23 protein-coding genes and 1 other RNA gene are annotated in these 24,889 nt (G+C 62.6%); 8 read left to right on the top strand and 16 right to left on the bottom strand.

The genetic code is table 11. The features are described 5' to 3' along the window. Positions 1 to 4: 4 nt before the first annotated feature. The 7 genes from mraY to mraZ are packed head-to-tail and all read right to left on the bottom strand — an operon-like array spanning position 5 to position 7,661. A complete protein-coding gene (gene mraY / locus NKI47_RS09500; RefSeq protein WP_023676767.1) occupies positions 5 to 1,087 on the bottom strand; it encodes a phospho-N-acetylmuramoyl-pentapeptide-transferase in 1,083 nt (360 codons plus the stop codon). 24 nt (positions 1,088 to 1,111) lie between these two features. Next, positions 1,112 to 2,545, bottom strand: coding sequence for a UDP-N-acetylmuramoylalanyl-D-glutamyl-2,6-diaminopimelate--D-alanyl-D-alanine ligase (locus tag NKI47_RS09495; protein WP_352589457.1), 1,434 nt, complete (start codon positions 2,543 to 2,545; stop codon positions 1,112 to 1,114). Beyond that, entirely contained in the window at positions 2,542 to 3,996 is a 1,455-nt protein-coding gene (locus NKI47_RS09490; protein ID WP_352453153.1) for a UDP-N-acetylmuramoyl-L-alanyl-D-glutamate--2,6-diaminopimelate ligase, read from the bottom strand. Before NKI47_RS09490 ends, NKI47_RS09495 begins: the two co-directional genes overlap by 4 nt. A gap of 54 nt (positions 3,997 to 4,050) precedes the next feature. Beyond that, positions 4,051 to 5,778 carry a peptidoglycan D,D-transpeptidase FtsI family protein gene (locus tag NKI47_RS09485; protein WP_352589454.1) on the bottom strand — a complete coding sequence of 576 codons (1,728 nt, stop codon included), beginning with the start codon at positions 5,776 to 5,778 and terminating at the stop codon, positions 4,051 to 4,053. A gap of 14 nt (positions 5,779 to 5,792) precedes the next feature. After that, entirely contained in the window at positions 5,793 to 6,170 is a 378-nt protein-coding gene (gene ftsL / locus NKI47_RS09480; RefSeq protein WP_023676771.1) for a cell division protein FtsL, read from the bottom strand. A 4-nt stretch (positions 6,171 to 6,174) separates the two neighbouring features. After that, positions 6,175 to 7,206: a 16S rRNA (cytosine(1402)-N(4))-methyltransferase RsmH gene (gene rsmH, locus NKI47_RS09475; RefSeq protein ID WP_352589451.1), complete on the bottom strand. Its 1,032-nt coding sequence runs from the start codon at positions 7,204 to 7,206 to the stop codon at positions 6,175 to 6,177. Then, complete coding sequence (gene mraZ / locus NKI47_RS09470) at positions 7,203 to 7,661, bottom strand: division/cell wall cluster transcriptional repressor MraZ (RefSeq protein ID WP_254818997.1); 459 nt, start codon at positions 7,659 to 7,661, stop codon at positions 7,203 to 7,205. The genes rsmH and mraZ overlap by 4 nt, the downstream gene beginning before the upstream one ends. A 406-nt stretch (positions 7,662 to 8,067) precedes the next feature. Here mraZ and NKI47_RS09465 point away from each other — a divergent pair, with 406 nt between their 5' ends. Then, positions 8,068 to 9,183 carry a cystathionine gamma-lyase gene (locus tag NKI47_RS09465; RefSeq protein WP_352589448.1) on the top strand — a complete coding sequence of 372 codons (1,116 nt, stop codon included), beginning with the start codon at positions 8,068 to 8,070 and terminating at the stop codon, positions 9,181 to 9,183. Positions 9,184 to 9,191: 8 nt separating this feature from the next. Here the strand turns inward: NKI47_RS09465 and NKI47_RS09460 are convergent, their stop codons facing one another. From NKI47_RS09460 to NKI47_RS09430, 7 genes are all read right to left on the bottom strand, one after another. After that, a complete protein-coding gene (locus NKI47_RS09460; RefSeq protein ID WP_352589445.1) occupies positions 9,192 to 9,494 on the bottom strand; it encodes a type II toxin-antitoxin system RelE/ParE family toxin in 303 nt (100 codons plus the stop codon). Further along, positions 9,491 to 9,763 (bottom strand): type II toxin-antitoxin system ParD family antitoxin, encoded by a 273-nt coding sequence (locus NKI47_RS09455; RefSeq protein WP_352589442.1) that lies wholly within the window; start codon positions 9,761 to 9,763, stop codon positions 9,491 to 9,493. Before NKI47_RS09455 ends, NKI47_RS09460 begins: the two co-directional genes overlap by 4 nt. A gap of 153 nt (positions 9,764 to 9,916) precedes the next feature. Next, positions 9,917 to 10,315, bottom strand: an RNA gene (gene rnpB / locus NKI47_RS09450) — RNase P RNA component class A. A gap of 59 nt (positions 10,316 to 10,374) precedes the next feature. Next, positions 10,375 to 11,118, bottom strand: coding sequence for a lytic transglycosylase domain-containing protein (locus NKI47_RS09445; RefSeq protein WP_352570489.1), 744 nt, complete (start codon positions 11,116 to 11,118; stop codon positions 10,375 to 10,377). 185 nt (positions 11,119 to 11,303) lie between these two features. Beyond that, the gene (locus NKI47_RS09440) at positions 11,304 to 12,071 is read right to left on the bottom strand and encodes an N-acetylmuramoyl-L-alanine amidase (protein WP_352589438.1); all 768 of its coding nucleotides are present in this window, start codon (positions 12,069 to 12,071) and stop codon (positions 11,304 to 11,306) included. Further along, a complete protein-coding gene (locus NKI47_RS09435) occupies positions 12,068 to 12,787 on the bottom strand; it encodes a TerB family tellurite resistance protein (RefSeq protein WP_352456180.1) in 720 nt (239 codons plus the stop codon). The genes NKI47_RS09440 and NKI47_RS09435 overlap by 4 nt, the downstream gene beginning before the upstream one ends. A 197-nt stretch (positions 12,788 to 12,984) precedes the next feature. After that, positions 12,985 to 13,191 (bottom strand): hypothetical protein, encoded by a 207-nt coding sequence (locus NKI47_RS09430; protein ID WP_023676780.1) that lies wholly within the window; start codon positions 13,189 to 13,191, stop codon positions 12,985 to 12,987. A gap of 182 nt (positions 13,192 to 13,373) precedes the next feature. On the opposite strand from NKI47_RS09430, the gene NKI47_RS09425 reads away from it, so the two are divergent. The 5 genes from NKI47_RS09425 (at position 13,374) to NKI47_RS09405 (ending at position 19,988) form a co-directional block, all read left to right on the top strand. Next, positions 13,374 to 17,243, top strand: a complete 3,870-nt coding sequence (locus NKI47_RS09425; RefSeq protein WP_352589434.1) for a hydantoinase B/oxoprolinase family protein — start codon at positions 13,374 to 13,376, stop codon at positions 17,241 to 17,243. A gap of 82 nt (positions 17,244 to 17,325) precedes the next feature. Continuing rightward, a complete protein-coding gene (locus NKI47_RS09420; protein ID WP_023676782.1) occupies positions 17,326 to 18,573 on the top strand; it encodes a BtaA family protein in 1,248 nt (415 codons plus the stop codon). Continuing rightward, complete coding sequence (locus tag NKI47_RS09415; RefSeq protein ID WP_352589431.1) at positions 18,570 to 19,235, top strand: class I SAM-dependent methyltransferase; 666 nt, start codon at positions 18,570 to 18,572, stop codon at positions 19,233 to 19,235. Before NKI47_RS09420 ends, NKI47_RS09415 begins: the two co-directional genes overlap by 4 nt. Before the next feature lie 135 nt (positions 19,236 to 19,370). After that, positions 19,371 to 19,667 (top strand): type II toxin-antitoxin system RelE/ParE family toxin, encoded by a 297-nt coding sequence (locus NKI47_RS09410; RefSeq protein WP_023676784.1) that lies wholly within the window; start codon positions 19,371 to 19,373, stop codon positions 19,665 to 19,667. 12 nt (positions 19,668 to 19,679) lie between these two features. Continuing rightward, the gene (locus NKI47_RS09405) at positions 19,680 to 19,988 is read left to right on the top strand and encodes a HigA family addiction module antitoxin (protein ID WP_352570494.1); all 309 of its coding nucleotides are present in this window, start codon (positions 19,680 to 19,682) and stop codon (positions 19,986 to 19,988) included. A 24-nt stretch (positions 19,989 to 20,012) separates the two neighbouring features. Here NKI47_RS09405 and NKI47_RS09400 read toward each other — a convergent pair whose 3' ends face one another. After that, complete coding sequence (locus NKI47_RS09400) at positions 20,013 to 21,392, bottom strand: serine hydrolase domain-containing protein (protein ID WP_352589427.1); 1,380 nt, start codon at positions 21,390 to 21,392, stop codon at positions 20,013 to 20,015. 406 nt (positions 21,393 to 21,798) lie between these two features. On the opposite strand from NKI47_RS09400, the gene NKI47_RS09395 reads away from it, so the two are divergent. Then, positions 21,799 to 22,596 (top strand): glycoside hydrolase family 25 protein, encoded by a 798-nt coding sequence (locus NKI47_RS09395; protein ID WP_023676787.1) that lies wholly within the window; start codon positions 21,799 to 21,801, stop codon positions 22,594 to 22,596. Between the two features lie 80 nt (positions 22,597 to 22,676). Beyond that, the gene (locus NKI47_RS09390) at positions 22,677 to 23,849 is read left to right on the top strand and encodes a lytic murein transglycosylase (RefSeq protein WP_352465171.1); all 1,173 of its coding nucleotides are present in this window, start codon (positions 22,677 to 22,679) and stop codon (positions 23,847 to 23,849) included. 101 nt (positions 23,850 to 23,950) lie between these two features. Here NKI47_RS09390 and NKI47_RS09385 read toward each other — a convergent pair whose 3' ends face one another. Continuing rightward, positions 23,951 to 24,844 (bottom strand): LysR family transcriptional regulator, encoded by an 894-nt coding sequence (locus NKI47_RS09385; RefSeq protein WP_352589424.1) that lies wholly within the window; start codon positions 24,842 to 24,844, stop codon positions 23,951 to 23,953. Positions 24,845 to 24,889: the final 45 nt, after the last annotated feature.

Below are 24,889 nucleotides of genomic sequence, written 5' to 3'. Positions count from 1 at the left end.
CCTCCTATCTGAGCTTCAGGGTCGACAGGCCGACCAGCGCCAGGATGACGGCGATGATCCAGAAGCGGATCACCACCTGGCTTTCGGTCCAGCCGAGCTTTTCGAAATGATGGTGGATCGGCGCCATCAGGAAGACGCGCTTGCCGGTCATCTTGAAGTAGCCGACCTGGATGATGACCGAGAATATCTCGACGACGAACAGGCCGCCGACGATGACCAGCACGATCTCGTGCTTGGTCGCCACCGCGACCGTGCCGATCAGCCCACCCAGCGCCAGCGAGCCGGTGTCGCCCATGAAGATCGCCGCCGGCGGCGCATTGAACCAGAGGAAACCGAGACCGGCGCCGATCACCGCTCCAAGGACCACCGCAAGTTCACCGGTGCCGGGCACGAAATGGATCTGCAGATATTCGGCGAACACCGCGTTGCCGGAGAGATAGGCGATGACGCCGAAGGATGCGGCTGCGATCATGATCGGCACGATCGCCAGCCCGTCGAGACCGTCGGTCAGATTCACCGCATTGCCGGCGCCGACGATGACGAAGCACGAGAACGGGATGAAGAACCAGCCGAGATTGACGAGAAACTCCTTGGCGAAAGGGAATGTCAACGATGACGAGAACGGCGCCTGGCCGTTATGCATGATCACCCAGGCGGCGATGCCGGCGATGACGAATTCGAGCCCCAGCCGCGCCTTGCCGGAAAAGCCGAGATGCGATTGCTTGGTTACTTTGAGATAATCGTCGTAAAAGCCGATCGAGCCGAATCCCAGCGTCACCAGCAGGACCACCCAGACGTAGATGCTCGACAGGTTCGCCCACAGCAGCGACGAACCGACGATGCCGGACAGGATCATCAGTCCGCCCATTGTCGGCGTTCCCGCCTTCTTGAAATGCGTCTGCGGCCCGTCGGCACGGATCGGCTGGCCCTTGCCTTGCCGCAGCCGCAGCGAATTGATGATGGTCGGTCCGAAGATGAACACGATCAGCGCCGCTGTGATCAGCGCTCCGCCGGTGCGGAATGTTATGTAGCGGAAGACGTTGAAGACCGAGATCTTGTCCGCAAATTCGACGAGCAGTGTTAGCATGCGCTTGCGTCCCCCGGACCGATCCTAGGTCTGTCTGCTGGTTGTGGCTTCCGCCGGAAACTTGCCGAGCAACGCCTCGACCAGCTTTGAAAAGCCTATGCCCTTCGACGATTTGATCATGACCACGTCGCCGGGCTTTAATTCCGATAGAAGAACCGGTTTCAGATCTTCCGCACCGGCGCGGTACTCCGTCCTGATCTCGCCGGGCAAAACGTCGGCCAGCGCCCGCATCTCCGGGCCGCCGAGAAAGACCGTGCGCGTGTCGGTGCCGACGATCAGACCGGCAAGCGCGGCATGCAATTTCGCCGAATGGCTGCCGAGCTCGAGCATATCGCCGAGCACGGCAATGCGCCTGCCCTCGCCCGACACCGGCGTCGTGTTGAGCAGTGCCATTGCAGCCCTCATCGACGCGGGATTGGCGTTGTAGCTCTCGTCGATCAGCGTGATCGGCCCGTTGGGGTGACGCAACACATAGCGCTTGCCGCGTCCGCGTTCGGGCGAAAGATCGGCCAGCGCCTGCGCAACCCTGTTAACGTCGGCGCCGACCAGATGCGCGGCACCAAGAACCGCGAGCACGTTCTGCACCATATGGCGGCCCGGCGCGCCGATCCTGGCGACAATCTCGTGCCCGCCAATCTTGGCGGTGATGACCGAGTGATCGGCATTGAGCTCGCATTTGATCAGTTTGAAGGTCGCCCGGGCATTCTCGCCGAACCCGTAGACATGCTCGACGCCGGCCTCTTTGGCCATCTTCTCCAGCAGCTTCCAGCGCGCATCGTCGCGGTTGAGAAGGGCGGCGCCACCGGGCTCCAGTCCCTCGAAAACCTCTGCCTTGGCCTTGGCGATCTCGTCCAGGTTGCGGAAGAAGCCGAGGTGAGCGGCCGCGATCAACGTGACGATGGCGACATGCGGCCGGACCATCTTGACCAGCGGCCGGATCTCGTCGGGATGGTTCATGCCGATCTCGAAGACGGCATAGTCGCAATCCTGCGGCATGCGCGCCAGCGTCAGCGGCACGCCCCAGTGATTGTTGAACGACTGGGCCGATGCATGCACCGTACCGACCGCGGAGAGAGCGTGGCGTAGCGCTTCCTTGGTGGTGGTCTTGCCCGCCGATCCGGTCACGGCAATGACCCTGGCCTTTGAGCGTGCGCGCGCCGCAACGCCGAGCTTTTCCAGAGCGACAAGCACGTCCTCCACGACGATCATCGGTGCAGTCAGCCGCCCCAGCGACGGCAGCTTGCCCTCGGCGACGACCAGCACGCCGGCGCCCGCCTTGATGGCAGCCGTGACGAAATCATGGCCGTCCATGGCCTCGCCCTTGATGGCGAAGAAAGCGTCTCCCGGCTGCAGGCTGCGGCTGTCGATGGAAATGCCGGCGATGCCTTCAGGCATCGGACCGAGCGGCCGGCCATCCATGGCGGCAACCAGCGCCTCGGAGGTCCACAGATAGCTCACGCCGCTTGCTCCCGCAGCGCCGAGCGAACTTCCTCATGATCGGAAAAATGCAGCGTCTCGGTGCCGATGGTCTGGCCTTCCTCATGGCCCTTGCCGGCCACGATCAGCGTGTCGCCAGCGTGAAGCATCCCGACCGCCTCGTGGATGGCCTTGCGCCGGTCGCCGATCTCGATGGCGCCGGGTGCGGCCTCCAGGATCGCGGCGCGGATCGTCTCGGGTACTTCCGAGCGGGGATTGTCGTCGGTGACGATGACCACGTCGGCCAGTCTTGTGGCGATCTCGCCCATGATCGGCCGCTTGCCTCGGTCCCGGTCGCCGCCGCAACCGAATACGACGATGACGCGGCCGGTGGTAAAGGGGCGCACCGAAGCCAGCACGTTTTCCAGCGCATCCGGCTTGTGCGCGTAGTCGACATAGACCGGCGCGCCGTTGGCGGCCGTCCCGACAAGGTCGAGCCGTCCCGGCGCGCCCTTCAATTTCTCCAGCGCCATCAACGCCTTGGCAACAGATGTTCCAGTCGAAATGGCGAGGCCGGCCGACACCAGCGCATTTGCAATCTGGAAGTCGCCGGCCAGCGGCAAGTCGACTTCATGGAGAACGCCGTCCGCTTCGACCTCGGCGCGCTGGCGGTGGCGCTCGTGCTCGACCCGCTTCAGCCGCAGGAAATCGCCGTGGCGGCCGACCGTCAGCACATTCAGTCCCCCTGCCCGCGCCGCCTTGATCGTCGGCTCCGACCACGGGTCGTCGGCAAAGATGACCGCCGGCGCGCCCTTCGGCAGCAGCGCGTCGAACAGACGCAATTTGGCGCGATGATAGTCCTCGACCGTCGGATGATAGTCCATATGGTCGCGGCCGAGATTGGTGAAGCCGCCGGCCGCAAGCTTGACGCCGTCGAGCCGGCGCTGGTCGAGGCCATGGCTGGACGCTTCCATCGAGGCGTGGGTGACGCCGGCCTCCGCCAGCTCCTTGAGCAGCCTGTGCAGTGCCACCGGATCCGGCGTGGTCAGCGAGCCATATTCGTTGCGGCCCGGCGCCACCACGCCGGTCGTGCCGATCGAGGCGGCGGCGAAACCCGCCTGCTCCCATATCTGCCGGGTGAATGCGGCGACCGAGGTCTTGCCGCTGGTTCCGGTCACCGCGACCATGGTTTGCGGTTGCATGCCGAAAAAACGTGCAGCACTCAGCGCCAGTGCAAGGCGCGGATCGTCTACGACAAGAACCGGGATTGGCAGCCCGGCGACGGCACTGCCCTTGCCGACCACGATCGCTGCAGCGCCTCGGCTCGCGGCATCGGCTGCGTAGGCTGCGCCATCCGCCTTGGAGCCGCTGAGCGCGAAAAAGACGACGCCCCGTGTTACCTGGCGGGAATCCGACGAAATCCCTGTAACCTCCATATCGAAGGAAGCTGTCCCTTCGACAGGCAGGATACCGGCTAGATTTTTCAGCTTCATCGAACCCCGTTCATCGCAACAAAATAGCGCGCAGTTGCCGGCGCGCCCCAAGAATCACTGATAGGAAACCAGCGTTGCACCATTTTCATGGCTGAAATCTGGCTTCACGCCAAGCATGGAAGCCGCACGTCGGATGATGTTTGCAGCCATGATGCCCGCGTTCGAGGCGGCCGTAGCACCCATGCCGGGCTTTTCCGGCCTCGGTTCGTCGGCGATCGTAAGCACTATGTATTGCGGATCGTCCATCGGGAAAGCCGCAACGAAGGCGTTGAAATTCTTTTCCTTCGAGTAACGGCCGTTGACAACCTTCTCCGCCGTTCCCGTCTTGCCGCCCACCCGGTATCCTGGCACCCGTGCATTGCGGCCGGATCCCTTTTCGGCATTGAGTGCATAGAGATAGCGCATGCCCTCGACCGTCTTGTCGCTGACCACTTTCTTGGCCACCGCCATCGCCTGCTCCTGCGTGCGCGGCAGGAAGGTCGGGTCCATCAGATAGCCGCCATTCATCAGCGCGGCGCAGCCGACCGCTGTCTGCAGCGGCGTCGTCGACACACCGTGGCCGAAGGCGATGGTGATCGAATTGACCTGCTTCCAGACCTTGGGCTCGGTCGGCCGAGCGACTTCCGGCAGTTCGGTCTGCATCTTCTCGAGGATTCCCAGGCGATGCAGGAATTCGCGGTGTCCGTCGATGCCAACCGCTTCGGCTTCCTTGGCAGAGCCGATATTGGAGGAGTAGATGAACACTTCCGGCACCGACAGTACCCGGCCCTTGCCATGGAAATCATAGATGGTTTGATGGCCGATCCTGATCGGGCGCGACGCGTCGAAACGGCTTTGCAGCGTTATCTTGCCGGAATCGAGCGCCATGGCAGTGGTGAAGCTCTTGAAGGTCGACCCCATTTCATAGAGGCCGGCCGACATACGGTTGAGCCGGTCCTTGTCCTGCGCGTTATAGGGGTTGTTCGGATCGAAATCCGGAACCGACGCCATCGCCAGCACCTCGCCGGTCTTGACGTTGAGCACGACGGCGCCCGCCGCGATGGCGTGGTACTTTTCCATGCCGGTGGCGACCTCGTCGCGCACGATATGCTGGACGCGCAGGTCGATCGAGAGCTGCACCGGCTTCAAATCCTTGGCCACCGCGAGGCCCGACGCCTGAAGATCGCTCAAGCCCTGTTCGTCGATGTATTTCTCCATGCCGGAGATGCCCTGATTGTCGATGTTGGTGAGGCCGACAATGTAGGACGAGGTTTCGCCGGCCGGATAGAACCGGCGCTTTTCGGTGCGAAAGCCGAATCCGGGGATGCCGAGTTGCATGATGTCGGCCTGCTGCTTCGGCGTCAGTTGCCGCTGCAGCCAGACGAACCCGGCGCCGCTCTTCAGCTTGTTATATGTCTGCTCGTAGTCGATCTCGGGAAGCACCGTCGACAGCTTTTCGATCGCCTCGTCGGCATCGACGATGCGACGCGGTTCGGCAAACAGCGACGCGGTCTTGATGTCGGTCGCCAGCACTTCGCCGTTACGGTCGACGATGTCGGGTCGCGATGCCGTCACCCGGCTCTGCGGGCCGCCCGACAGGTCGGGATTCTGGAAACCCAGATAGACCAGCCGCCCGGCAATGGTCGAATAGATGCCGAAGAACACCGCCATGGTCATGACGATGCGGGTCCTGCCCTTGCCACCGGTCGCCTTGCGGGCACCTTCGACCACGATCGATCCGCCTGCACCGGCCTGTGAACCGCTCTTCAGCAGCCTGCCAATCTTTGGAAATCTGGCAGCCATTGGAAATCCGGTGATCATTGGACGATGCCTCCGGTCACCACGGGATCTTTGCCGCCGATATCGGCCATGCCGCCCAGCCGCTGCGATGAAAGGTCCTCGATGTTGACGGGTTTCGCCGGCAGATCGTCCAGCCCGACGATCTGCCGCGCATTGACCGGCTCGAGTCCGAGTTGCGATTTGTAGATTTCGGTGAGCTTCTGCAGGCGCGACGGCTGGGTAAGCAGGCTCCAGTCCGCCTTGAGCAGGTCGATCGTGTCCTCCTCATAACGGATCTGCGCCTGGATCTTGTGCACTGCCGCCAGTTGCTCCTCGGCCTCGCGCTTGGTCTTGTAGGTCAGGGCAGCCGCCGAAACCATGACGGCGATCAGGACTATGTCGCTGGTACGAAACACGTGCTCACCTCTCTCCCGGTCGATCGGCGCCGGGAAGCTTTGGGCCAGGCAGTTTTGGCAGGCCGAAAATCGAAAAATCGCCGGCACGCGCCGGCGCCTCTGTACGGATTGCAGTGCGCAGCCTTGCCGAGCGCGCCCGCGGATTTGCCGATATCTCGGCATCGCCAGGCGTCACGCCGCCGCCCTTCTTGGTGAAGGTGGCGGTGCGCGCCTGCGCCTCGGGCAGGTGCCGCGATCCGGTCGCTGAATCGGCTCTGTCGGCGATGAAGCGCTTGACGATGCGGTCCTCGAGGGAATGGAAGGTCACCACGACAAGCCGCCCGCCCGGTTTCAGCGCGCGCTCGGCGGCAAACAGTGCCTTGGCCAGTTCGCCGAGTTCGTCATTGACGAAGATGCGCAGCGCCTGGAAAACGCGGGTGGCCGGATGGATCTTGTCTTTCGGCGCGCGACCGATATGCGTCTCGATGGCATCGGCAAGGTCGAGCGTGCGCTCGAAGGGGCGTTTTTCGCGACGGCTCTCGATCATGCGGGCGATGCGCCCGGCATGGCGTTCCTCGCCGAGAAAACCGAAGATGCGGGCAAGATCGCCCACCTTGAAGGTGTTGACGACATCGGCGGCGCTCAGGCCCGCCTGCGCCATGCGCATGTCGAGCGGTCCATCGGCCCGGAATGAAAAGCCGCGCTCCGGCTGGTCGATCTGCATGGAGGAGATGCCGATGTCGAGCACGACGCCATCGGCACTTTCAACCTGCTCGTCGAGCGTCGAGAACGGTGCCTGGACAAGCCTGAGCTTGCCGCCGGACTGCTGTTCAAGGGCCCGCCCCGCCGCGATCGCATCCGGATCGCGGTCGATGGCGACGACCGAGGCTCCGCTTGCCAGAATGGCCTTGGTGTAGCCGCCGGCACCGAACGTGCCGTCGACGATCACCTCGCCTTTTGTCGGGGCCAGCGCCTCCAGAACTTCGGCAAGGAGGACCGGAATGTGACGGGCTGGTCCGCCAGCGGCATGAACTTCATCGCCGTCGCCCGCCATCATTCCGGCCGCTCCCCGGGCTTCGTCCCCTGCCGAAGCTGCAAAAGCCGGGCGCGTGCTTCCGTCCCGTAGGCGCTGAGCCGTCCCGGCTCCCAGATCTGAAAGAAATTGCCCCGGCCAACGAAGGCCACTTCCGCTGAAATGCCGGTATGCTCGCGAATGAAATCGCTCATCGTGATACGGCCGTCCTGGTCGAGCTTCAGAAACGTTCCATCGCCATGGCAGAAGAACGACATGTCGTCCGCCGTCTGCAGGAACGGGTCTTCCTGGGCGATACGCTGCTCGTAGCGATCGAGCAGGTCGAGCCCACCGACATCCATCGCCGGGCGATCCAGGCAGCGTAGCGCATAAAGTTCCGAATAGCCGCGTTTCTGCACAACGGCACGGAAATGCGCCGGCACGGACACTCGTCCCTTCGCATCGATCCTGTTCACCGCGTTCGACAGAAACCGGTCCATTACGCGTTACGGCCGCTTGCGCCGCCGCACCCCTCTGCATCTTCCTGTCCGCGCCGCCCCAGCCCGGTCGACGTCCAAAACCCGCTTCGTTGTGACGGGCGAACGCAGGCAAACGCGCAGCCGCCGCGGCTGCCCGATTGGCGTACGCTTCACCCTGACACGGAACGAAGGCTTGAGTATCGGAATGGGATATCATGGGGTGTTATGGGCGTCAACGGGAACAGTCTTCAAAACGCGCCGGCCACGACTGGGGAGAGCAGCTTTGACGGCACTCCCGTCTTTATCCTCTATTAAGCCTAACGAAGCGTTTAGAGCCGTGTGGCCCAACCGGAGCCGACTTGCTGCGGATCGCTGCCGCGCATAGCCTCGGCATCTCCTTTTCCGGTCAGTAACGAGGTTTGAAATCATGTCCGAAACAGCCAAGTCACGCGCCGCGGCACTTCCCCATCTGCGCCGCGGCGGGCTGGCCAAGGGCGACCCGATCCCCTTGCCCCTGACGATGGCCGCCATCTTTCATGCGCCCGGCGACGCCACCGGCTTCGATCAATATGGCCGCTTCAGCAATCCGACCTGGGATGCGGTCGAGCACATTCTGGCGCATCTGGAAGACGCCCCATGCGTCGCCTTTCCCTCGGGGATGGCTGCCATCTCGGCGGTATTTTTCGGCCTGCTCAAAGCCGGCGACCGTATCCTGCTGCCGTCCGACGGCTATCACACGACGAGAGCGCTGGCAGAGCGCTTCCTGAAGTCCTTCGGCGTCGCTTATGATGTCCGGCCAACATCGAGCTTCCTCGACGGCGGCTTCGATAGGTATCGGCTTGCGTTCGTCGAAACGCCCGCCAACCCAGGACTGGACATATGCGACATCGCAGCCGTCGCCGAGGCCGTGCATAGAGCGGGTGCGGTGCTTGTGGTCGACAACACGACGATGACGCCTTTCGGCCAGCGCCCGCTCGATCTCGGCGCAGATATCGTCATTGCCGCCGACACCAAGGCACCAAACGGCCATTCCGATGTGCTGTTCGGCCATGTCGCCAGCCGCGACGCGGACATTATCTCGAGGGTGACCGACTGGCGCGAGACGTCGGGCGCCATCCCCGGGCCGTTCGAGGCATGGCTGGTGCATCGCGGCCTCGAAACGCTGGACGTGCGCTTCGACCGCATGTGCGCTTCCGCCGAAATGATAGCGCGACGGCTGAAAAACCATCGCGCGATCAGCGGCTTGCGCTTTCCGGGACTGGAGAGCGATCCATCGCACAATCTTGCCTGCGCCCAGATGGAGCGCTTCGGATTTCTCATCTCGTTCGTGCTCGCCTCGGAGGACAAGGCCGAGGATTTCATCAACAACTGCGCCTTGATGCAGGCAGCGACGTCGTTCGGCGGCGTACACACCTCGGCCGAACGGCGATCAAAAAGGGGAGATGCCGTTCCGCCCGGCTTCGTTCGCCTGTCGGTCGGCTGCGAGCCGGTGGAAGAGCTTTGGCAGGCGATTGAGGCGTCGCTGGACGCAATCGGTGGCTGAATCGGCAATCACGAACTTAGATCGTCGGCCGCGATCTTGCGCCGGCCGTGCAGCACGCGGACGATTTCGATCGCCTCTTCACTGACGCGGTACAGGGTGAGGTATTCGCCGACGATCAGGTGACGGATGCCGGGCGCGATGTCTTCGCGCGGTGCACCTGAGAAGGGATAAGTGGCCACTTGCTGCCAGCGGGTTTCGATCCGATCGAGCAATCGATCGGCTGCAGCCTCGTTGTCTTGCGCAACATGAAGCCAGATCGCGATCAAATCCTCTTCCGCATTTGCGGTTCGGATGATGGGCAGCAAATTCATGCCGCGCTGTCGGGTTTCAATCGTCTGCGCGCTTCGGCCTTTATTTCGTCGATCGACGCAAACCGTCCCGGTCCGCTGTCGATCCCCTCCTGCACCAGCTTGCGCAATTCCTCGACCGTGTAGCCGAGCAGGTCGCGCCGATCCTTCCATTGTCGCAACGCATCGCGGATCACCTCGCTCGCCGAGGCATATTCGCCGGCGGCGACCACGTCGTCGACCGCCGCCGCCAATTCCGGCGACAGCGTGATGCTGCGTTTATCGACTCCCATGACGCGTTCCTCAGTACCGCCATCCAAATGGTACGATTAAATCGCACCATTTTCAAGAAATGCCGCGCTCGATTGCGGGGCGAAAATTGAATCAACGGCTGCGCCCGAAGACGCAACCTGCTGATATCAGGAGATTTCCTTTTATCGGGGAAAACTGCCAGCTGGCCTGTAAGCCGGGTTCTGTATGGCCCTCGCCCCTTACGCGGCGAGAACGTGGCGGCCATTCATCTTGGGCGCATGTTGCCATACGCCTCACGCAACCTACCCGGACGGTGAGCCGGAAACAGCCCTCGAGGGTTTCCCCTCGCACCGCCCCTATTCGGTCTTGCTCCCGGTGGGGTTTACCGTGCCGCTCCTGTTGCCAGTCGCGCGGTGGGCTCTTACCCCACCCTTTCACCCTTGCCACGATTGCATCGTGGCGGTTTGCTTTCTGTGGCACTTTCCCTGGGGTCGCCCCCGCCGGCCATTAACCGGCACCGTGTCTCCATGGAGCCCGGACTTTCCTCACCCGCAGCCTTTCGGCTTCGCGGGTGCGGCCGCCCGGCCAGCTGGCAAGGCGTATAAAGGGGTTCAGGCCCGAAAACGCAAACGAAAAAGCAAGTTATCGCTTGTCAGGCGGGCGCTCCGAGCGCGGCCAGTTGCACCTTGACCTTGCCGCAATAGGCGGCGGACACCGGGTTCATCCGTGTGGCGGCATGGCCGGCATTGTATTTCAGGATCGTGCCGCAGGTCGTGCCGCCGCCGAGATCCCGCGCCATGGCAAGGTACTTCATGCCGTATTTGATGTTGGTATCGGGATCGTAGAGACCCTGAACCGAACCGCTATAGCCCATCATCCTTGCCGTCGCCGGCTTGATCTGCATCAGGCCGATCTCGCCGGCGCTGCCGACCTGGTTCGGTTGGTAGTTGCTTTCGATCTTGATGACGGCGTTGGCGAGCGACACCGGGACGCCATAGCTGGCGGCATAACGCGCAATGATCGCCGAATACTGTCCGCTGCCGCCGACAACCACCGCCTGAGGCGCTGGCCTGCTCTTCGGAGCGACTGACGCCGTTGCCATGCGGTCGATGCGTTTGCGGTTACGCTTCACATGCTGTTTGGCGATTGTCTTTCTCGCAGCGGTTGGCCTTTTCGCGGAGACTGGCTTTTTCGTCCTTACCGCGGCCGCTTTTTCCACTTTTGCGGTGGCGGTCTTCTCTACTTTTGCACCACCCTTCGGCATGGCGGTTTTGCCGGCTGCGGCACTGAAGCCCTGATCGGCCCGCTGGCTCAGCGGTGCGCTGTTCGCCGCACTGAAGGCAAAAGTCATTACGCCGGCAGCAATGGCTGCCGTTAAAACGGTCAATTTCTGCATGTGATCCTGTTCTGTTTGATCTGCACAAAGAACTTCGCGCAGATACCCTCAATCAACATCGGAACATGTGGGGGGATAGACGTCCGACAATCTGTACGGATCGCCTTTGACGACGGAATTGGCGCCAAAGAAGGCGACGCAAGTCACTTTGAGTAACAGATTGTAACTTTTAAGCTGGCAAAAGATTATTTGAGAGAGGCTATCCTTACGGAAGCGAGCAGCCTTTCCAGCGTGCGGATCGTCGATCCGTCAGCCATGCCATCGACCAGGCGCAGCCGGAAATGCCGCTGAAATGCCTCGACCACGATTTCGGTCTGCCGGTCGAAAGTGCCGGTGATCTCGACGCCATAACCATAGAGCGCCAGCATCGACTGCAGCGCCTCTACCTCGGCGCCGGTATCGCCTGGCTTCAGCACGGCGCCGCGCCGGATCGGTGCTGCCGGCACAACATGGCCGATACCGGCAGCAAACAAGGCCTTCCATGGAAATTTCTCGCCTGGATCGACCTTTCGCCCCGGTGCCACGTCGGAATGGGCAAGCACCCGCTGCGCCGGAATGGAATGGCGCTCGACGATGCCGGCGCACAGGCCGATCACCGCGTCGATCTGCGGTTTTGGAAAGTTGCGATAGCCGAGCGTATGCCCCGGATTGACGATCTCGATGCCGATCGAACAGGAGTTGACGTCGTTCAGCCCGAACCACGAACTCCTGCCGGCATGCCAGGCGCGGTCGCTTTCCCTTACCATCTGAACAATTCGGCCGTCCTCATGGACCAGGTAGTGCGACGAGACCTCGCTTGCCGGATCGCACAACCATGCCTCGGCACCGGCGCCGGTAGCCATGCCGGTGTAGTGCAGCACGATCATATCGGGTCCGAGCGTCCCGCGCCGTGGTCCGAAATTCGGCGATACCCTGACCTCGGCGCTCGGCTCATCGGGCGGAAAGCCGCTCATGCGTGCCGCAGGCCTCGCTCGATCATTTCATAGGCCGCGTTGATCGCCGCCAGCCTGGTCGTCGCGATCTTGATGAATTCCTGCGGCAGGCCGCGTGCGATCAGCCGGTCCGGATGATTGTCGGAGACCAGCTTGCGGTAACGCCTGCGGACCTCCTCGAACGGCTTCCCACGCTCGATGCCGAGCACAACATAGGGATCGGCGGCACCCAGATCGACATGCCGGGCCAGGATGCTCTGGTAATGCGCCTCATTGATGCGGAATATCTCGGCGATGCGATGCAGGAATTGGCCCTCGCGCTCATGCACCAGCCCGTCGGCCTTGGCGATGTGGAACAGCCCGTCGAGTATGTCCTCGAGCATCAGGCAGTTCGAATGGCCCGAACCGCAAAGCTGCGCCATCCGCTCGGCATAGGTCTCGAAACCGGCAATGTCGCGTTTGGCCAAATCGTAGAGCCGCGCCACATTGCGCCTCTGTTCCTTCGGCACCTCGAATATTTCCTGGAAGGCGCGCACCTCGTCTTGCGTGACGATGCCGTCTGCCTTGGCCATCTTGGCCGACAGGGCGATCATCGCCACCGAGAAGGCGACGCGCCGGCGCAGATCGGCATCGCCGGAGAAAACCGTGCGCACGGCCTCGACCACTTCGGCGACGCCTGACGACGCTGAAGATGAAACGCGTGTGACGAAGTCGCCAAGGCGGTCCCAAATCGACATGGGGGCTTCATAGGGCCAACCACCCATCGCTATCAAGCCAAGACAGTGCCGCAGGGGCTGGCCCAATCGATTTGGCGCAATGCCTGAGGCGGCTGGCGCCAGCGCTCACGTCGTCGCACTCGGCCGCCAGGCGCTGGTATCGTAAGCAGCAGAAAGGCCGGCCTGTGAGGCCAGCCTTTCCTTGGTTGTCACATTGACTACTGAGCCGGAGCAGCCGGCGCAGGCGCCGGAGCCGGAGCCGGCTCGGCAGGCTTGTTGGCGTCAGGAGCAGCCGGCTTCATCGTCTGGTCGGATGCCGGCGGGTTGGTGCTCTGCGTCGTGGTGTTGTCGGTGCCGCTGTTGCTGCAGGCGGCAAGGCCAAGCAACGCAAGCGCCGACACCGACGCAAGAATGAGTTTCTTCATGATATCTCTCCTCTAATCGCGCCTCCGTTACCGGCGGCGGTCGAGGACACAATGCGTAAGCTGCGCATGAGTTTCGTAACGTTGCATTTCTGCCTGTAACATATTCCAATCATTTGACGATTGCCGGTCAGGGCCTCGCGAGCTAACAGATCGAACAGGGAAAAATCCCGGGAGCCGCCGCAGTGACTGCAAAATGGGATTTCTGGATCGACCGTGGCGGCACCTTCACCGATGTCATCGGCCGTGACCCGCAAGGCGCGCTGCACCCGCGCAAGCTGCTGTCCGAGAATCCCGAAGCCTATGCCGATGCTGCCATCCATGGCATTCGCGAGCTGCTCGGCGTCCAACCCGGCGCTCCAATCCCCTCCGCTCTGATCGGCGATGTCAAGATGGGCACCACGGTTGCCACCAATGCGCTTCTCGAGCGCAAGGGCGACCGTGTGCTGCTGCTCATCACAAAAGGCTTCCGCGATGCGCTGAGGATTGCCTATCAGGCCAGGCCCGATATCTTTGCCAAGCAGATCATCCTTCCCGAACAGCTCTACGAGCGTGTCGTCGAGATCGACGAAAGGGTTCGCGCCGACGGCAGTGTCGAGCGCCTGCTCGACATTGCTTCGGTACGCCCGGCTATTGAGCAAGCCAAGGCGGATGGCATCGATGCGGTCGCGATCGTCTTCATGCATGCCTGGAAACATCCCGAGCACGAAAAGGCGGTCGCCAAAGTCTGTCGAAAGCTCGGATTCTCGCAGGTCTCGGTCAGTCACGAGGTCTCGCCGCTGATCAAGCTGGTCGGCCGTGGCGACACCACGGTGGTCGACGCCTATCTGTCGCCGATCCTGGCTAGGTATGTGCAGAAGGTGGCGGAGGAACTGGGTGCCCTCTCCCCCCTCGTGGGGGAGGTGGCTGCGCAGCAGCCAGAGGGGGTCATCTCAGAAGGCACCGCCAGAGTGTCGAACCCAGTCGAGCCGACCCCACCCGGCGGCTTCGCCGCCACCCTCCCCTCAAGCGGGAGGGAAAGCCCTCGCCTCATGTTCATGATGTCGTCGGGCGGCCTCACCGCCGCCGACATGTTCCAGGGCAAGGATGCGCTGTTGTCCGGCCCGGCCGGCGGTGTCGTCGGCATGGTCGAGACGGCAAAACTCGCCGGTTTCGGCAAAGTCATAGGCTTCGACATGGGCGGCACCTCCACCGATGTCGCCCATTACGATGGTGACTACGAGCGCGCCTTCGACACCGAGGTCGCCGGCGTGCGCATCCGCGCGCCGATGATGCGCATCCACACCGTTGCTGCAGGCGGCGGCTCGATCCTCCATTACGAGGCCGGCCGCTTTCGCGCCGGGCCGGATTCGGCCGGCGCCAATCCCGGCCCGGCCGCCTATAGGCGCGGCGGCCCGTTGGCCGTCACTGACGCCAATGTCATGCTGGGCAAGCTGCAGCCCGAGTTCTTCCCGGCTATTTTTGGACCGGGCCAGGACGAACCGCTCGACGTCCAGACGGTTCGCGAAAAATTCACCGCACTTGCCGCCGAGATCGGCGACGGCCGCTCGCCGGAAACCGTCGCCGAAGGGTTCATCACCATCGCCGTCGAAAACATGGCCAACGCCATCAAGAAGATTTCGGTGCAGCGCGGCTACGATGTCACCGAATACCTCCTGAACTGCTTCGGCGGCGCCGGCGGCCAGCACGCTTGCCTGGTCGCCGATGCGCTCGGCATGGAGGCGGTGCTGATCCATCCCTTCTCAGGCCTGCTCTCGGCATACGGCATCGGCCTATCCTCTGTATTTGCGTCACGCCAGCAGGCGCTGCTGAAGCCGCTGGCGGACAATTCCGGGCCAGCGATCGATGAACTCATCGCAACGCTGCGCAAAGCCGTCATCGACGAACTCGCCGCGCAAGGCATCAGCGAAGACGCGGTCGCCTCGAGACCGGTGCTGCAGATCCGCTACGACGGCACCGATACCGCGCTGCCTGTGAACTTCGGGCACGGCTCGATTGCGCAGGCCAAGGCGGACTTCGAACTGGCGCACAAGGCGCAGTTCGGTTTCGTCTACGACGACAAGCCGATGATCGTCGAATCGGTCGGCGTCGAGGGTACCGATACCGGCGGCACCGGCCGCGACGAAAGCGATTCAGTTGTTGAAGACATGGCCGCAAGTCCTTCCGGGAACCGGAAAATCTTTGTCGACGGCGTCTGGCGCGACGCCGGCATCTTCCCTCGCGAAACGCTGAAGCCTGGTAACAAGATCGCCGGCCCTGCTTTGATCATCGAGCCGAACCAGACCATTGTCGTCGAGCCGGGCTGGCAGGCCGAGATCACCGCCAAGGACCACGTATTGATGCGGCGCGTCGAGAAGAAGCGCCGACAGGCCGCACTCGGCACCGAAGCCGATCCGGTGATGCTGGAGGTCTTCAACAACCTGTTCATGTCGATCGCCGAACAGATGGGCGTAACGCTGCAAAACACTGCCTATTCCGTCAACATCAAGGAGCGGCTCGATTTCTCCTGCGCCGTCTTCGACCGGAATGGCGCGCTGGTCGCCAACGCACCGCATATGCCGGTGCATCTCGGCTCGATGGACCGCTCGGTGGAGACCATCATCCGGCTCAATTCCGGCGACATTCACCCCGGCGACGTCTTTGCGCTGAACGCGCCTTACAATGGCGGCACCCATCTGCCTGATATCACAGTGGTGACACCGGTGTTTTCCCTCCCCCTTGAGGGGAGGGTGGCCGCGAAGCGGCCGGGTGGGGTCCTCGCAGAAGGCACCACAAGTGCGTCGAGCACTGCCGCAACGACCCCCTCCGGCGGCTTCGCCGCCACCTCCCCCTCGAGGGGGGAGGAGATCCTCTTCTACGTCGCCTCGCGTGGCCATCATGCCGACATCGGCGGCACCGCGCCCGGCTCGATGACGCCGCTTGCCACAACCGTCGACGAGGAAGGCGTGCTGTTCGATAATTTCCGCATCGTCGATCGCGGCCGGTTCCGCGAGAAGGACCTGGAGACGCTACTCACCAACCACCCCTACCCGGCGCGCAATCCGCACCAGAACATCTCCGACCTCAAGGCGCAGATCGCCGCGAACGAAAAGGGCGTCGCCGAGCTGCGCAAGATGGTCGCGCATTTCGGCCTCGATGTCGTCGAAGCCTATATGGGCCATGTCCAGGACAATGCCGCCGAAAGCGTGCGCCGCGTTCTGGAGCGGCTGCCCGACAGTTCGGAATACGAATATCCGACCGACACCGGCCAAATGATCAAGGTGAAGATATCGGTCGACCGGCGGAAGCGCGAAGCGACCGTCGACTTCACCGGAACGTCGCCGGTGATGAAGAACAATTTCAATGCGCCAGAGCCAGTCGCCCGAGCCGCTGTGCTTTATGCCTTCCGCGTCATGGTCGAAGACAACATCCCGATGAATGCCGGATGTCTGCGGCCGATCAACATCGTCATTCCCGACGGCTCGATGCTGAAGCCCGCCTATCCCGCGGCAGTCGTCGCCGGTAACGTCGAGACCTCGCAGCACGTCACCAACGCGCTGTTCGGCGCCATGGGCGCGATGGCCAATGCGCAAGGCACGATGAACAATCTCACCTTCGGCAACAAGCAGTACCAGTATTACGAGACGATCTGCTCGGGCTCGCCGGCTGGCCGGATGAACGACGGCCGCGGTTTTGCCGGCACCTCCGGCGTCCACACCCATATGACCAATTCGCGCCTGACCGATCCGGAAGTGCTGGAACTGCGTTTCCCGGTATTGCTCGAGGATTTTCATATCCGCGAAGGCTCCGGCGGCGAAGGCAAATGGAATGCCGGCGACGGCACCGGGCGCACCATCCGCTTCCTCGAAAAAATGGAATGCGCGATCCTGTCCTCGCATCGCAACCGCCCGCCGCGGGGACTGGACGGAGGCGGCGATGGCGAGGCCGGTTCGACCAAGGTCCGCCGCAAGACCGGCGCGATCGAGACGCTGAAAGCCTGCGATCAGACCATCCTCGACGCTGGCGAGGCGGTCATCGTGACGACGCCGACCCCAGGTGGATTTGGCAAGGCCTGAACTCGCGTCAACAGGCTGTCACTGGCCTGTCATCACCCTGCGCTACCCGCTTGCGGCAAAGCAAACGGGGAATCGCCTTGCCATGACGGACATTTCTGGGGACCTGGTTTTTCGCCGCGGCAAGGAAGTCGGCAAGGCCGTCTACCAGAACCGCCCGCTGTCGAAAGCCGGCATCTCCGAGCGCCTGTTCGCCTTCCTGTTCTCCGGCCTCGTCTATCCGCAGATCTGGGAAGACCCCGAAATCGACATGGACGCGATGCAGCTCGGGACGGGCCACCGCATCGTCACCATTGCCTCCGGCGGCTGTAACATCCTTGCCTATCTCACCCGCTCGCCGGAAAGGATCGATGCCGTCGACCTCAACGCTGCCCATATCGCGCTGAACCGCATGAAGCTCGAAGCCGTCCGTCACCTGCCGTCGCAGGGCGACCTGTTCCGTTTCTTCGGCGCGGCTGAGACCGGGCACAATTCACAGGCCTACGATCGCTTCATCGCACCGCATCTCGACCCGGTCAGCCGCCATTATTGGGAGCGCCGCAACTGGCGCGGCCGTCGCCGCATCGCCGTCTTCGACCGCAATTTCTACCAGACCGGCCTGCTTGGCCTGTTCATTGCGATCGGCCATCGCACCGCAAAATTCTTCGGCGTCGACCCGGCCGGAATCATGGACGCCAAGACCATCGCCGATCAGCGCCGCTTCTTCGACGAAGAGCTGGCGCCGGTCTTCGAAAAACCGCTGCTGAAATGGGCGACCTCGCGAAAGGCTTCGCTGTTCGGCCTCGGCATTCCGCCGGCCCAGTACGATTCGCTGATCACCTCGGGTGACGGCACCATGGCCAGCGTGCTGAAGGCACGACTGGAAAAGCTCGCCTGCGATTTTCCGCTGAAGACCAATTATTTCGCCTGGCAGGCTTTCGCCCGCCGCTACCCTGATCCGGGCGAGGCCGCCCTGCCCGCCTATCTCGAAAAGCGCAACTACAAGACGATCCGCAACAATGTCGATCGCGTTGCCATCCACCACGCCAATCTGATCGAGTTCCTTGCCCGCAAGGATGCCGGCTCGGTGGATCGCTTCGTGCTGCTCGATGCACAGGACTGGATGACCGACGACCAGCTCAACGAGTTGTGGGCCGAGATCACCCGAACCGCCTCCACCGGCGCCCGCGTCATCTTCCGCACCGCAGCGGAACCCAGCCTGCTGCCCGGCCGCGTCTCGAATTCGCTGCTCGATCAGTGGCGCTACGAGAACGACGCCTCGCGCGAGTTTTCGGCGCGCGACCGCTCGGCCATCTATGGCGGCTTCCATCTCTATGTGAAGCGGTCCGCATGAGCACGACCGACTTGCCGGCCAGCCATGCCGAACTGATGGACGGCGTCTACCGCTGGCAGCGTCATATCTACGACCTGACCCGCAAATATTATTTGCTGGGCCGCGACCGGCTTATCGCCGGACTGGATGTGCCGGCCGGCGGCACCGTGCTCGAGCTCGGCTGCGGCACCGGCCGCAACATCATCCTCGCCGCCCGCCGCTATCCCGGCGCGCGCTTCTTCGGCCTCGATATTTCGGCCGAGATGCTGGAGACGGCCACTGCCGCCCTCGCGCGCGAAGGCCTCTCCGGCCGCGTCACGCTGGCGCGCGGCGATGCCACGAATTTCGACGCGAAAGCGCTGTTCGGCGTCGAACGTTTCGACCGCGTCTTTGTCTCATATTCGCTGTCGATGATCCCCGGCTGGGAAAAGACGGTATCCGCGGCTCTTGCTGCTCTGTCACCGGGTGGCTCGCTGCATGTCGTCGATTTTGGCCAGCAGGAAGCCTTGCCCAGCTGGTTCCGCAAGCTGTTGCGCGGCTGGCTGAAAAAATTCCACGTCGAGCCGCGTCAATCGTTGCGCGCGATTCTGGATTCGGAATCTGCAAGAGTTGGCGCAAGCGTTCGATTCAAAACACTTTATCGCGGCTACAGCTGGCTCGCCGTGAGCAAGATCGCCATCTAATATCAATTTTGCCGTGGAAGGTTTTGGGGCTCCAATCCTAAATGAGGGCCGTGGCTGAAATCAGTTAATTGGCTAAATCACACATTGCCATATGACCCAAGGAGTGGTACATTATCTCCTCGCCGGAAGCATGGGATGATCATCGGCTTTAGAGATGGATGGCTGCGGGCTTTCTTCGTGGACGACACCCACTCCCGCAATATTCCGTCCGATCTCGAAAGCCGCTTGTTCCGCAAGCTCCAGATGATTGACGACGCGGCGATCGATCAGGATTTGCGTGTGCCGCCCAGCAACCATTTCGAGAAGTTGCGCGGCAATCTCGAAGGCTTCCATTCGATCCGTGTCAACAAACAATGGCGGCTGGTCTTCCGCTGGGACTGGGGCCGGGGCGAGGCGTCGGACATCTATCTCGACGACCACAGTTATATATAAGTGAGGTGAGACATGTTGATGACCGCACGCAAGCCAGCAACGGTTGGCGAAATTCTTACGGAAGAATTCATGCAACCACTCGGCCTGACACAGGCGGCTTTGGCCGAAGCTATGAGCGTCCAGCGCAAGCATGTGAACGAATTGTGCAACGGCCGCCGCAACGTGACGGCGGCTACCGCGCTCATTCTGGCGCGGGTGTTTGGCAACAGCCCGGATTTCTGGTTGAACGTCCAGCGCCGTAATGATCTTTGGACGGTTATGAACTCACCCGACGAGCGGGCGCGTGTTGATCGCGCCAAACCTTTGGCGACAGCCACATAGACAAGACTGCGACCGCCGCATTCCTCAGTGCAGCGCCTTGATCAGCGCCGCCACCATCGCCTGCGGCCGATAGCCGAGCCTGGCCGGCGTCAGCCCGAGCCGCACCACAACCAGCTGCTCCGAGGGGATGATGGCAACCGTTTGCCCATCATGCCCCTCCATCCAATAGGTGTCCTTGGGCAGGCCGGCGGCAGTGCCGGCGCCGGGGTTTTCTTCGTCGCCCGGTCCTTCTATCCATAATTGCCCCTTGCCGTAGACTTTCGAGGCAGTTGCCGGTTCCCGCATCCAGTCGACGAAGCCGGCGGGCAGGATCTCCTGGCCGTTCCAGACGCCGCCCTGCAGCAGGAACTGGCCGAAGCGCGCCCAGTCGCATGCCGTGGCATAGAGATAGGACGAGCCGACGAAGGTGCCGTGCTCGTCGGCCTCAAGCACAGCGCTCTGCATGCCGAGCGGATCGAACAGCGCGGTCCTCGGCCACGCCAGTGCCTTGTCCTTGTCGCCGATTGCGTCCTGCCACAGCCTGGACAGCATCACCGCCGTGCCGCTCGAATAGGAAAACACCTTGCCGATCTCGCCGGTCAGCGGCTTGGATCCGGCAAAGCCCGCCATGTCCGGTTCGAGATAGAGCATGCGCGTTACGTCGGCGACGTCGCCATAATCCTCGTTGAATTCCAGCCCGCTCGACATCGCCATCATGTCGGCGAGGCTGATCACGGCGCGACCATCTCCCTTCCAGGGACCGAACAGACCCTGGTTGGTCATCGCCAGCTTGCCCTCCTTCACCAGCGTGCCGACGATCGCCGCATTTACGGTCTTGGTCATTGACCAGCCCAATAGCGGCGTCTTTTCGGAAAAGCCGTCGCCATAACGCTCAGCGACGATGCGGCCGTTCTTGACCACCACGACGGCCCGCATGCCGGCGCCGGTCATTGCTGGATCGTCGAGGACTTTCGCGACCTCGGGATCCTGCGAGGCATCGGCCTTGTCGCCCTCCGGCCAGATCAGATCGGGCAGCGGCGCCGGCGTCGGTGCAGCTCCGGCGACAGCCTTGGCGGCGGCAATATCGCCGTCGGGAACCGAGGCGCAGCCGAGCCCGTCGCGCGCAACCGCGACACTTTTGCCGAGCACACCGAACAGGCCGGCCGAAACCGTTCCCTTCTCCTTGTCGACCGACACTCTCATCAGCTTCAGCAGCGGATGACCCGGCGCCTGCACATCGACGGCAAGCACATCGTCGGCGTCTCGCCCGGCGATGAAGACGTTCGAACAGACGATCTTGGCGGCATAGCCGGAACCGACGCGGATCAGTTCCGGCGGCGCGAAATACAGCCAGCCGGCGAGTACCGCGGCGGCCAGCACAGCCAAGCCGAGCAGCCATTTGACGAACTTCAAAAGGATCTGCATTTTGAGTTCCCCCGGGCGCGCTCGATCTATGTCATCGATTTGCCGCCATTGTTTCGGCAAAATCGCGGCTCTTGTCGAGCGCCGTCAACCGAATATCAACCATGATCGGCGATCACAGGTGCATGTCGCCCAGAAGTGCGCAGCGGTTTTGGGACAACGACATGCATAGACAAAAGAGCTAAGCGCGTCGAAGCGACGCGCTTAGGACAGACCGGGCGATCCTGTGGGGTGACCGTCCGGCGGGGCTTGAATGCGTGCGTCCCAAACTGCGTAACGGTTTGGGAATGCATGAAACGAAGATCCAGGCGCGTCGCGTAAGTCGGTTTCAAACGCGCCGCGCCCGGTCGAGGGGCCACCCGCGGAAAGACCCATCAGCGGCCGGCTGAAACCGGCTCGGGAAGTAGCGATGCGCCGTTTCGCGGTCCTCATCACGCTGATGCTGCTTGGCGCCTGCTCGACGGTCGAGGATCTGACGCCATCGCTGTCGTCGTCCAGCGCCTCGATGGTTGCGGTACGCGCGCCGCGTTTTGCCGATTCCGACCCGCATGAATGGGACAGCGGCGCACCGTGGAGCTACGCCGTCCACGGCACCGACGTCTCCAAATACCAGACATCGATCAACTGGCCGGCGGCCAGGGCCAGCGGCATCTCCTTCGCCTTTATCAAGGCAACCGAAGGCGGAGACCGTTTCGATGAAGCTTTCAACGAGCATTGGAGCCGCACCAGGGCCTCGGGCATCCCCCGTGCCGCCTATCATTTTTTCTACTTTTGCACGCCGGCCGCTACCCAGGCGCGCTGGTTCATCCAGAACGTGCCCAAAGACGGTTCGGCGATGCCGCCGGTTCTCGACATGGAATGGAACCCGAAATCGCCGACCTGCAAGCTGCGGCCCGATCCCGCCACGGTACGCAGCGAGATGAGCACGTTCCTCGAAATCGTCGAAAAATACTACGGCAAGAAGCCAATCATCTACACGTCTGTCGATTTCTTCGAAGATAACGGTTTATCGGGCTTCCGCAATTACCCCTACTGGCTGCGCTCCGTCGCCGGCCACCCGCGCCAGAAATACGGCAGCCATCCCTTCACCTTCTGGCAGTATACCGGAACGGGCGTCGTGCCGGGCATGACCGGAAACGCCGACATCAGCGTCTTCAACGGCTCCGAAGCCGCGTGGAAGAAGTGGTTGCGGCAGAACACCCGTTGACACCAGGCCTGCCGCCTGCTTTTCGACACAGCCAATGACGGATGCCCGCAACCGCTGGTAATCTTCTCGGAAGGATGGCGATGCGATCGCGCTTTGGATTTCTCGCGGCGCTGCTCCTGAGCGCCGTGCCGGCCGCGGCACAGCAATGCGGCGGCGATTTCGAGGCATGGAAGCAGGGCGTGGCGGCGGAAGCCAGGGCGGCCGGCGTCGGCGCTGCCGGCCTTTCTGCGCTGGAAAACGCCACCCTCGATGAAAAGGCGCTGGCACGCGACCGTGCCCAGGGCGTCTTCACCCAGACCTTCATCGAATTCTCGAACCGTATGATCTCGTCCCATCGGCTGAAGCAAGGTGCGGCCAATCTGCAAAAATATGCCGAGGTCTTTGTCCGCGCCGATCGCGAATACGGCGTGCAGGCGCCGGTCATCGCCGCTTTCTGGGCCCTGGAGACCGATTTTGGCGCCGTGCAGGGCGATTTTCATACGCTGAACGCGCTGGTGAGCCTCTCGCATGACTGCCGCCGTCCGCAGTTGTTCCGGCCGCAGATCGTGCCGCTGCTGATGTTGATCGATCGCGGCGTGGTGCCGGCCGACGTGACCGGTGCCTGGGCCGGCGAGATCGGCCAGACGCAGATGTTGCCTTCCGACTATCTCGGCCACGGCGTCGACGGCGACGGCGATGGCTTGGTCGACCTGCGCGGCAGCGCGCCGGACGTGATCATGAGCACGGCCAGCAAGATCCAGTCGCGCGGCTGGAAGCGCGACCAGCCCTGGATCGAGGAAGTCCGTGTGCCCGACGATTTGCCGTGGGAGCAGACGGGACGCACCAACAAGCTGCCGTTGACGCAATGGAGCCAGTGGGGCGTTACCAGGCCCGACGGTACGCCGCTTCTCGACAACGGCCTGAAGGCCGGCCTGGCGCTGCCCATGGGTCGCAAGGGGCCAGCCTTCCTGACCTACGACAATTTCGACGTCTATCTCGAGTGGAACCAGTCCTTCACCTATGCCCTGACCGCGGCAAATCTTGCCGCCCGGCTGGGGGGTGCGCCGCGATTCGATCCGCGCAACCCCGAACCCGGCCTCAACGGCGACCAGATGAAGGCGCTGCAGACCAAGCTCGAGGCGAAAGGCTATGACGTCGGCACCGTCGACGGCATACTGGGCACCAACACCCGCGAAGCGATCCGCAAGGAGCAGAAGCGGCTGGGCCTGCCGGTCGACGGCTGGCCGACGCCGGAGCTGCTGGCCAGGCTGTGAAGGTGGTGAATGGTGAATGGTGAAAAGAATGGCACCGGAGCCGCATTGAGCACCAGAGCTACCACTATTCACTATTCACTATTCACTATTCACTATTCACATCACCGCCTGGCAAGCAGGAAATCGATGAACGCTCGCAACGGCGCCGGAACCTGGCGGGAACTCGCGTGATATAGATAAAAACCCGGAAATCTCGGCGACCAGGCGTCGAGAAAGCGGATGAGCTTTCCCGCTTCGATCCATGGCCGGACCTGATATTCCAGCATGTACGCCACGCCGACCCCATCCAGAACCGCCCCGATCATCAGTTCCGTATCGTTGATCGTCAGGCCGCCGCTGACGGCCACTTCCAAAGCACGTTGGCCTCGGGCGAACTCCCACCGGTAGATGTTGCCGCCGCTGGGCCACTGGAAATTGATGCACTGGTGGTGATGCAGGTCCGCGGGGTGACGCGGTATCGGGTGATGCTCCAGATAGCTCGGCGCCGCCACTGCGGCCATCTCGAGTTCCTCGCTGAGTTTCACCGCCACCATGTCCTTGTGCAGCCGCTCACCCAATCTGATTCCGGCATCGAAGCGGCCCTCGACGATGTCGGTGAGCATGTCGTCGACAATGATTGTGAGGGCGATATCGGGATAGGCGCGGCGGAAATCGCCGAGGATCGGCGCGATGAAACGCGTGGCGGCAATGCGCGGAACATTGATGCGCAGCGAGCCTGCCGGCCGGCCGCGTGATGCATGCGCGTCGGCGACGGCCCCTTCCAGTTCGCTGAACGCCGGTGCGATGCGGGCAAACAGCTTCTCGCCCTCAGCCGTCGGCGACATGCTGCGCGTGGTGCGGTTGAGCAGGCGGACACCGAGACGCTCTTCCAGCCCACGTATCGTCTGGCTGAGTGCTGGAGGCGAAATCCTGAGTTTGGCCGCGGCGCGGACGAAGCTGCCCTCTTCGATGATTGCTGCAAATGCCGTGAGTTCGGAAAACTCGGTTCCGCGCATTATGTACCCCAGGCTTAACAAGTCAGTAAGATAATAGGCTATTCT

The sequence above is a fragment of the Mesorhizobium sp. M0633 genome (assembly GCF_040320645.1).
Classification (GTDB): Bacteria; Pseudomonadota; Alphaproteobacteria; order Rhizobiales; family Rhizobiaceae; genus Mesorhizobium.
This window is presented reverse-complemented; position numbering and strand designations above follow the sequence as displayed.

Coding starts and splice junctions, on each gene's coding strand:
- mraY (WP_023676767.1), bottom strand. CDS start 1,087: ATGCTAACACTGCTCGTCGAATTTGCGGACAAGATCTCGGTCTTCAAC.
- NKI47_RS09490 (WP_352453153.1), bottom strand. CDS start 3,996: ATGAAGCTGAAAAATCTAGCCGGTATCCTGCCTGTCGAAGGGACAGCT.
- NKI47_RS09485 (WP_352589454.1), bottom strand. CDS start 5,778: ATGGCTGCCAGATTTCCAAAGATTGGCAGGCTGCTGAAGAGCGGTTCA.
- rsmH (WP_352589451.1), bottom strand. CDS start 7,206: ATGATGGCGGGCGACGGCGATGAAGTTCATGCCGCTGGCGGACCAGCC.
- mraZ (WP_254818997.1), bottom strand. CDS start 7,661: ATGGACCGGTTTCTGTCGAACGCGGTGAACAGGATCGATGCGAAGGGA.
- NKI47_RS09465 (WP_352589448.1), top strand. CDS start 8,068: ATGTCCGAAACAGCCAAGTCACGCGCCGCGGCACTTCCCCATCTGCGC.
- NKI47_RS09460 (WP_352589445.1), bottom strand. CDS start 9,494: ATGAATTTGCTGCCCATCATCCGAACCGCAAATGCGGAAGAGGATTTG.
- NKI47_RS09455 (WP_352589442.1), bottom strand. CDS start 9,763: ATGGGAGTCGATAAACGCAGCATCACGCTGTCGCCGGAATTGGCGGCG.
- NKI47_RS09445 (WP_352570489.1), bottom strand. CDS start 11,118: ATGCAGAAATTGACCGTTTTAACGGCAGCCATTGCTGCCGGCGTAATG.
- NKI47_RS09440 (WP_352589438.1), bottom strand. CDS start 12,071: ATGAGCGGCTTTCCGCCCGATGAGCCGAGCGCCGAGGTCAGGGTATCG.
- NKI47_RS09435 (WP_352456180.1), bottom strand. CDS start 12,787: ATGTCGATTTGGGACCGCCTTGGCGACTTCGTCACACGCGTTTCATCT.
- NKI47_RS09430 (WP_023676780.1), bottom strand. CDS start 13,191: ATGAAGAAACTCATTCTTGCGTCGGTGTCGGCGCTTGCGTTGCTTGGC.
- NKI47_RS09420 (WP_023676782.1), top strand. CDS start 17,326: ATGACGGACATTTCTGGGGACCTGGTTTTTCGCCGCGGCAAGGAAGTC.
- NKI47_RS09415 (WP_352589431.1), top strand. CDS start 18,570: ATGAGCACGACCGACTTGCCGGCCAGCCATGCCGAACTGATGGACGGC.
- NKI47_RS09410 (WP_023676784.1), top strand. CDS start 19,371: ATGATCATCGGCTTTAGAGATGGATGGCTGCGGGCTTTCTTCGTGGAC.
- NKI47_RS09405 (WP_352570494.1), top strand. CDS start 19,680: ATGTTGATGACCGCACGCAAGCCAGCAACGGTTGGCGAAATTCTTACG.
- NKI47_RS09400 (WP_352589427.1), bottom strand. CDS start 21,392: ATGCAGATCCTTTTGAAGTTCGTCAAATGGCTGCTCGGCTTGGCTGTG.
- NKI47_RS09395 (WP_023676787.1), top strand. CDS start 21,799: ATGCGCCGTTTCGCGGTCCTCATCACGCTGATGCTGCTTGGCGCCTGC.
- NKI47_RS09390 (WP_352465171.1), top strand. CDS start 22,677: ATGCGATCGCGCTTTGGATTTCTCGCGGCGCTGCTCCTGAGCGCCGTG.
- NKI47_RS09385 (WP_352589424.1), bottom strand. CDS start 24,844: ATGCGCGGAACCGAGTTTTCCGAACTCACGGCATTTGCAGCAATCATC.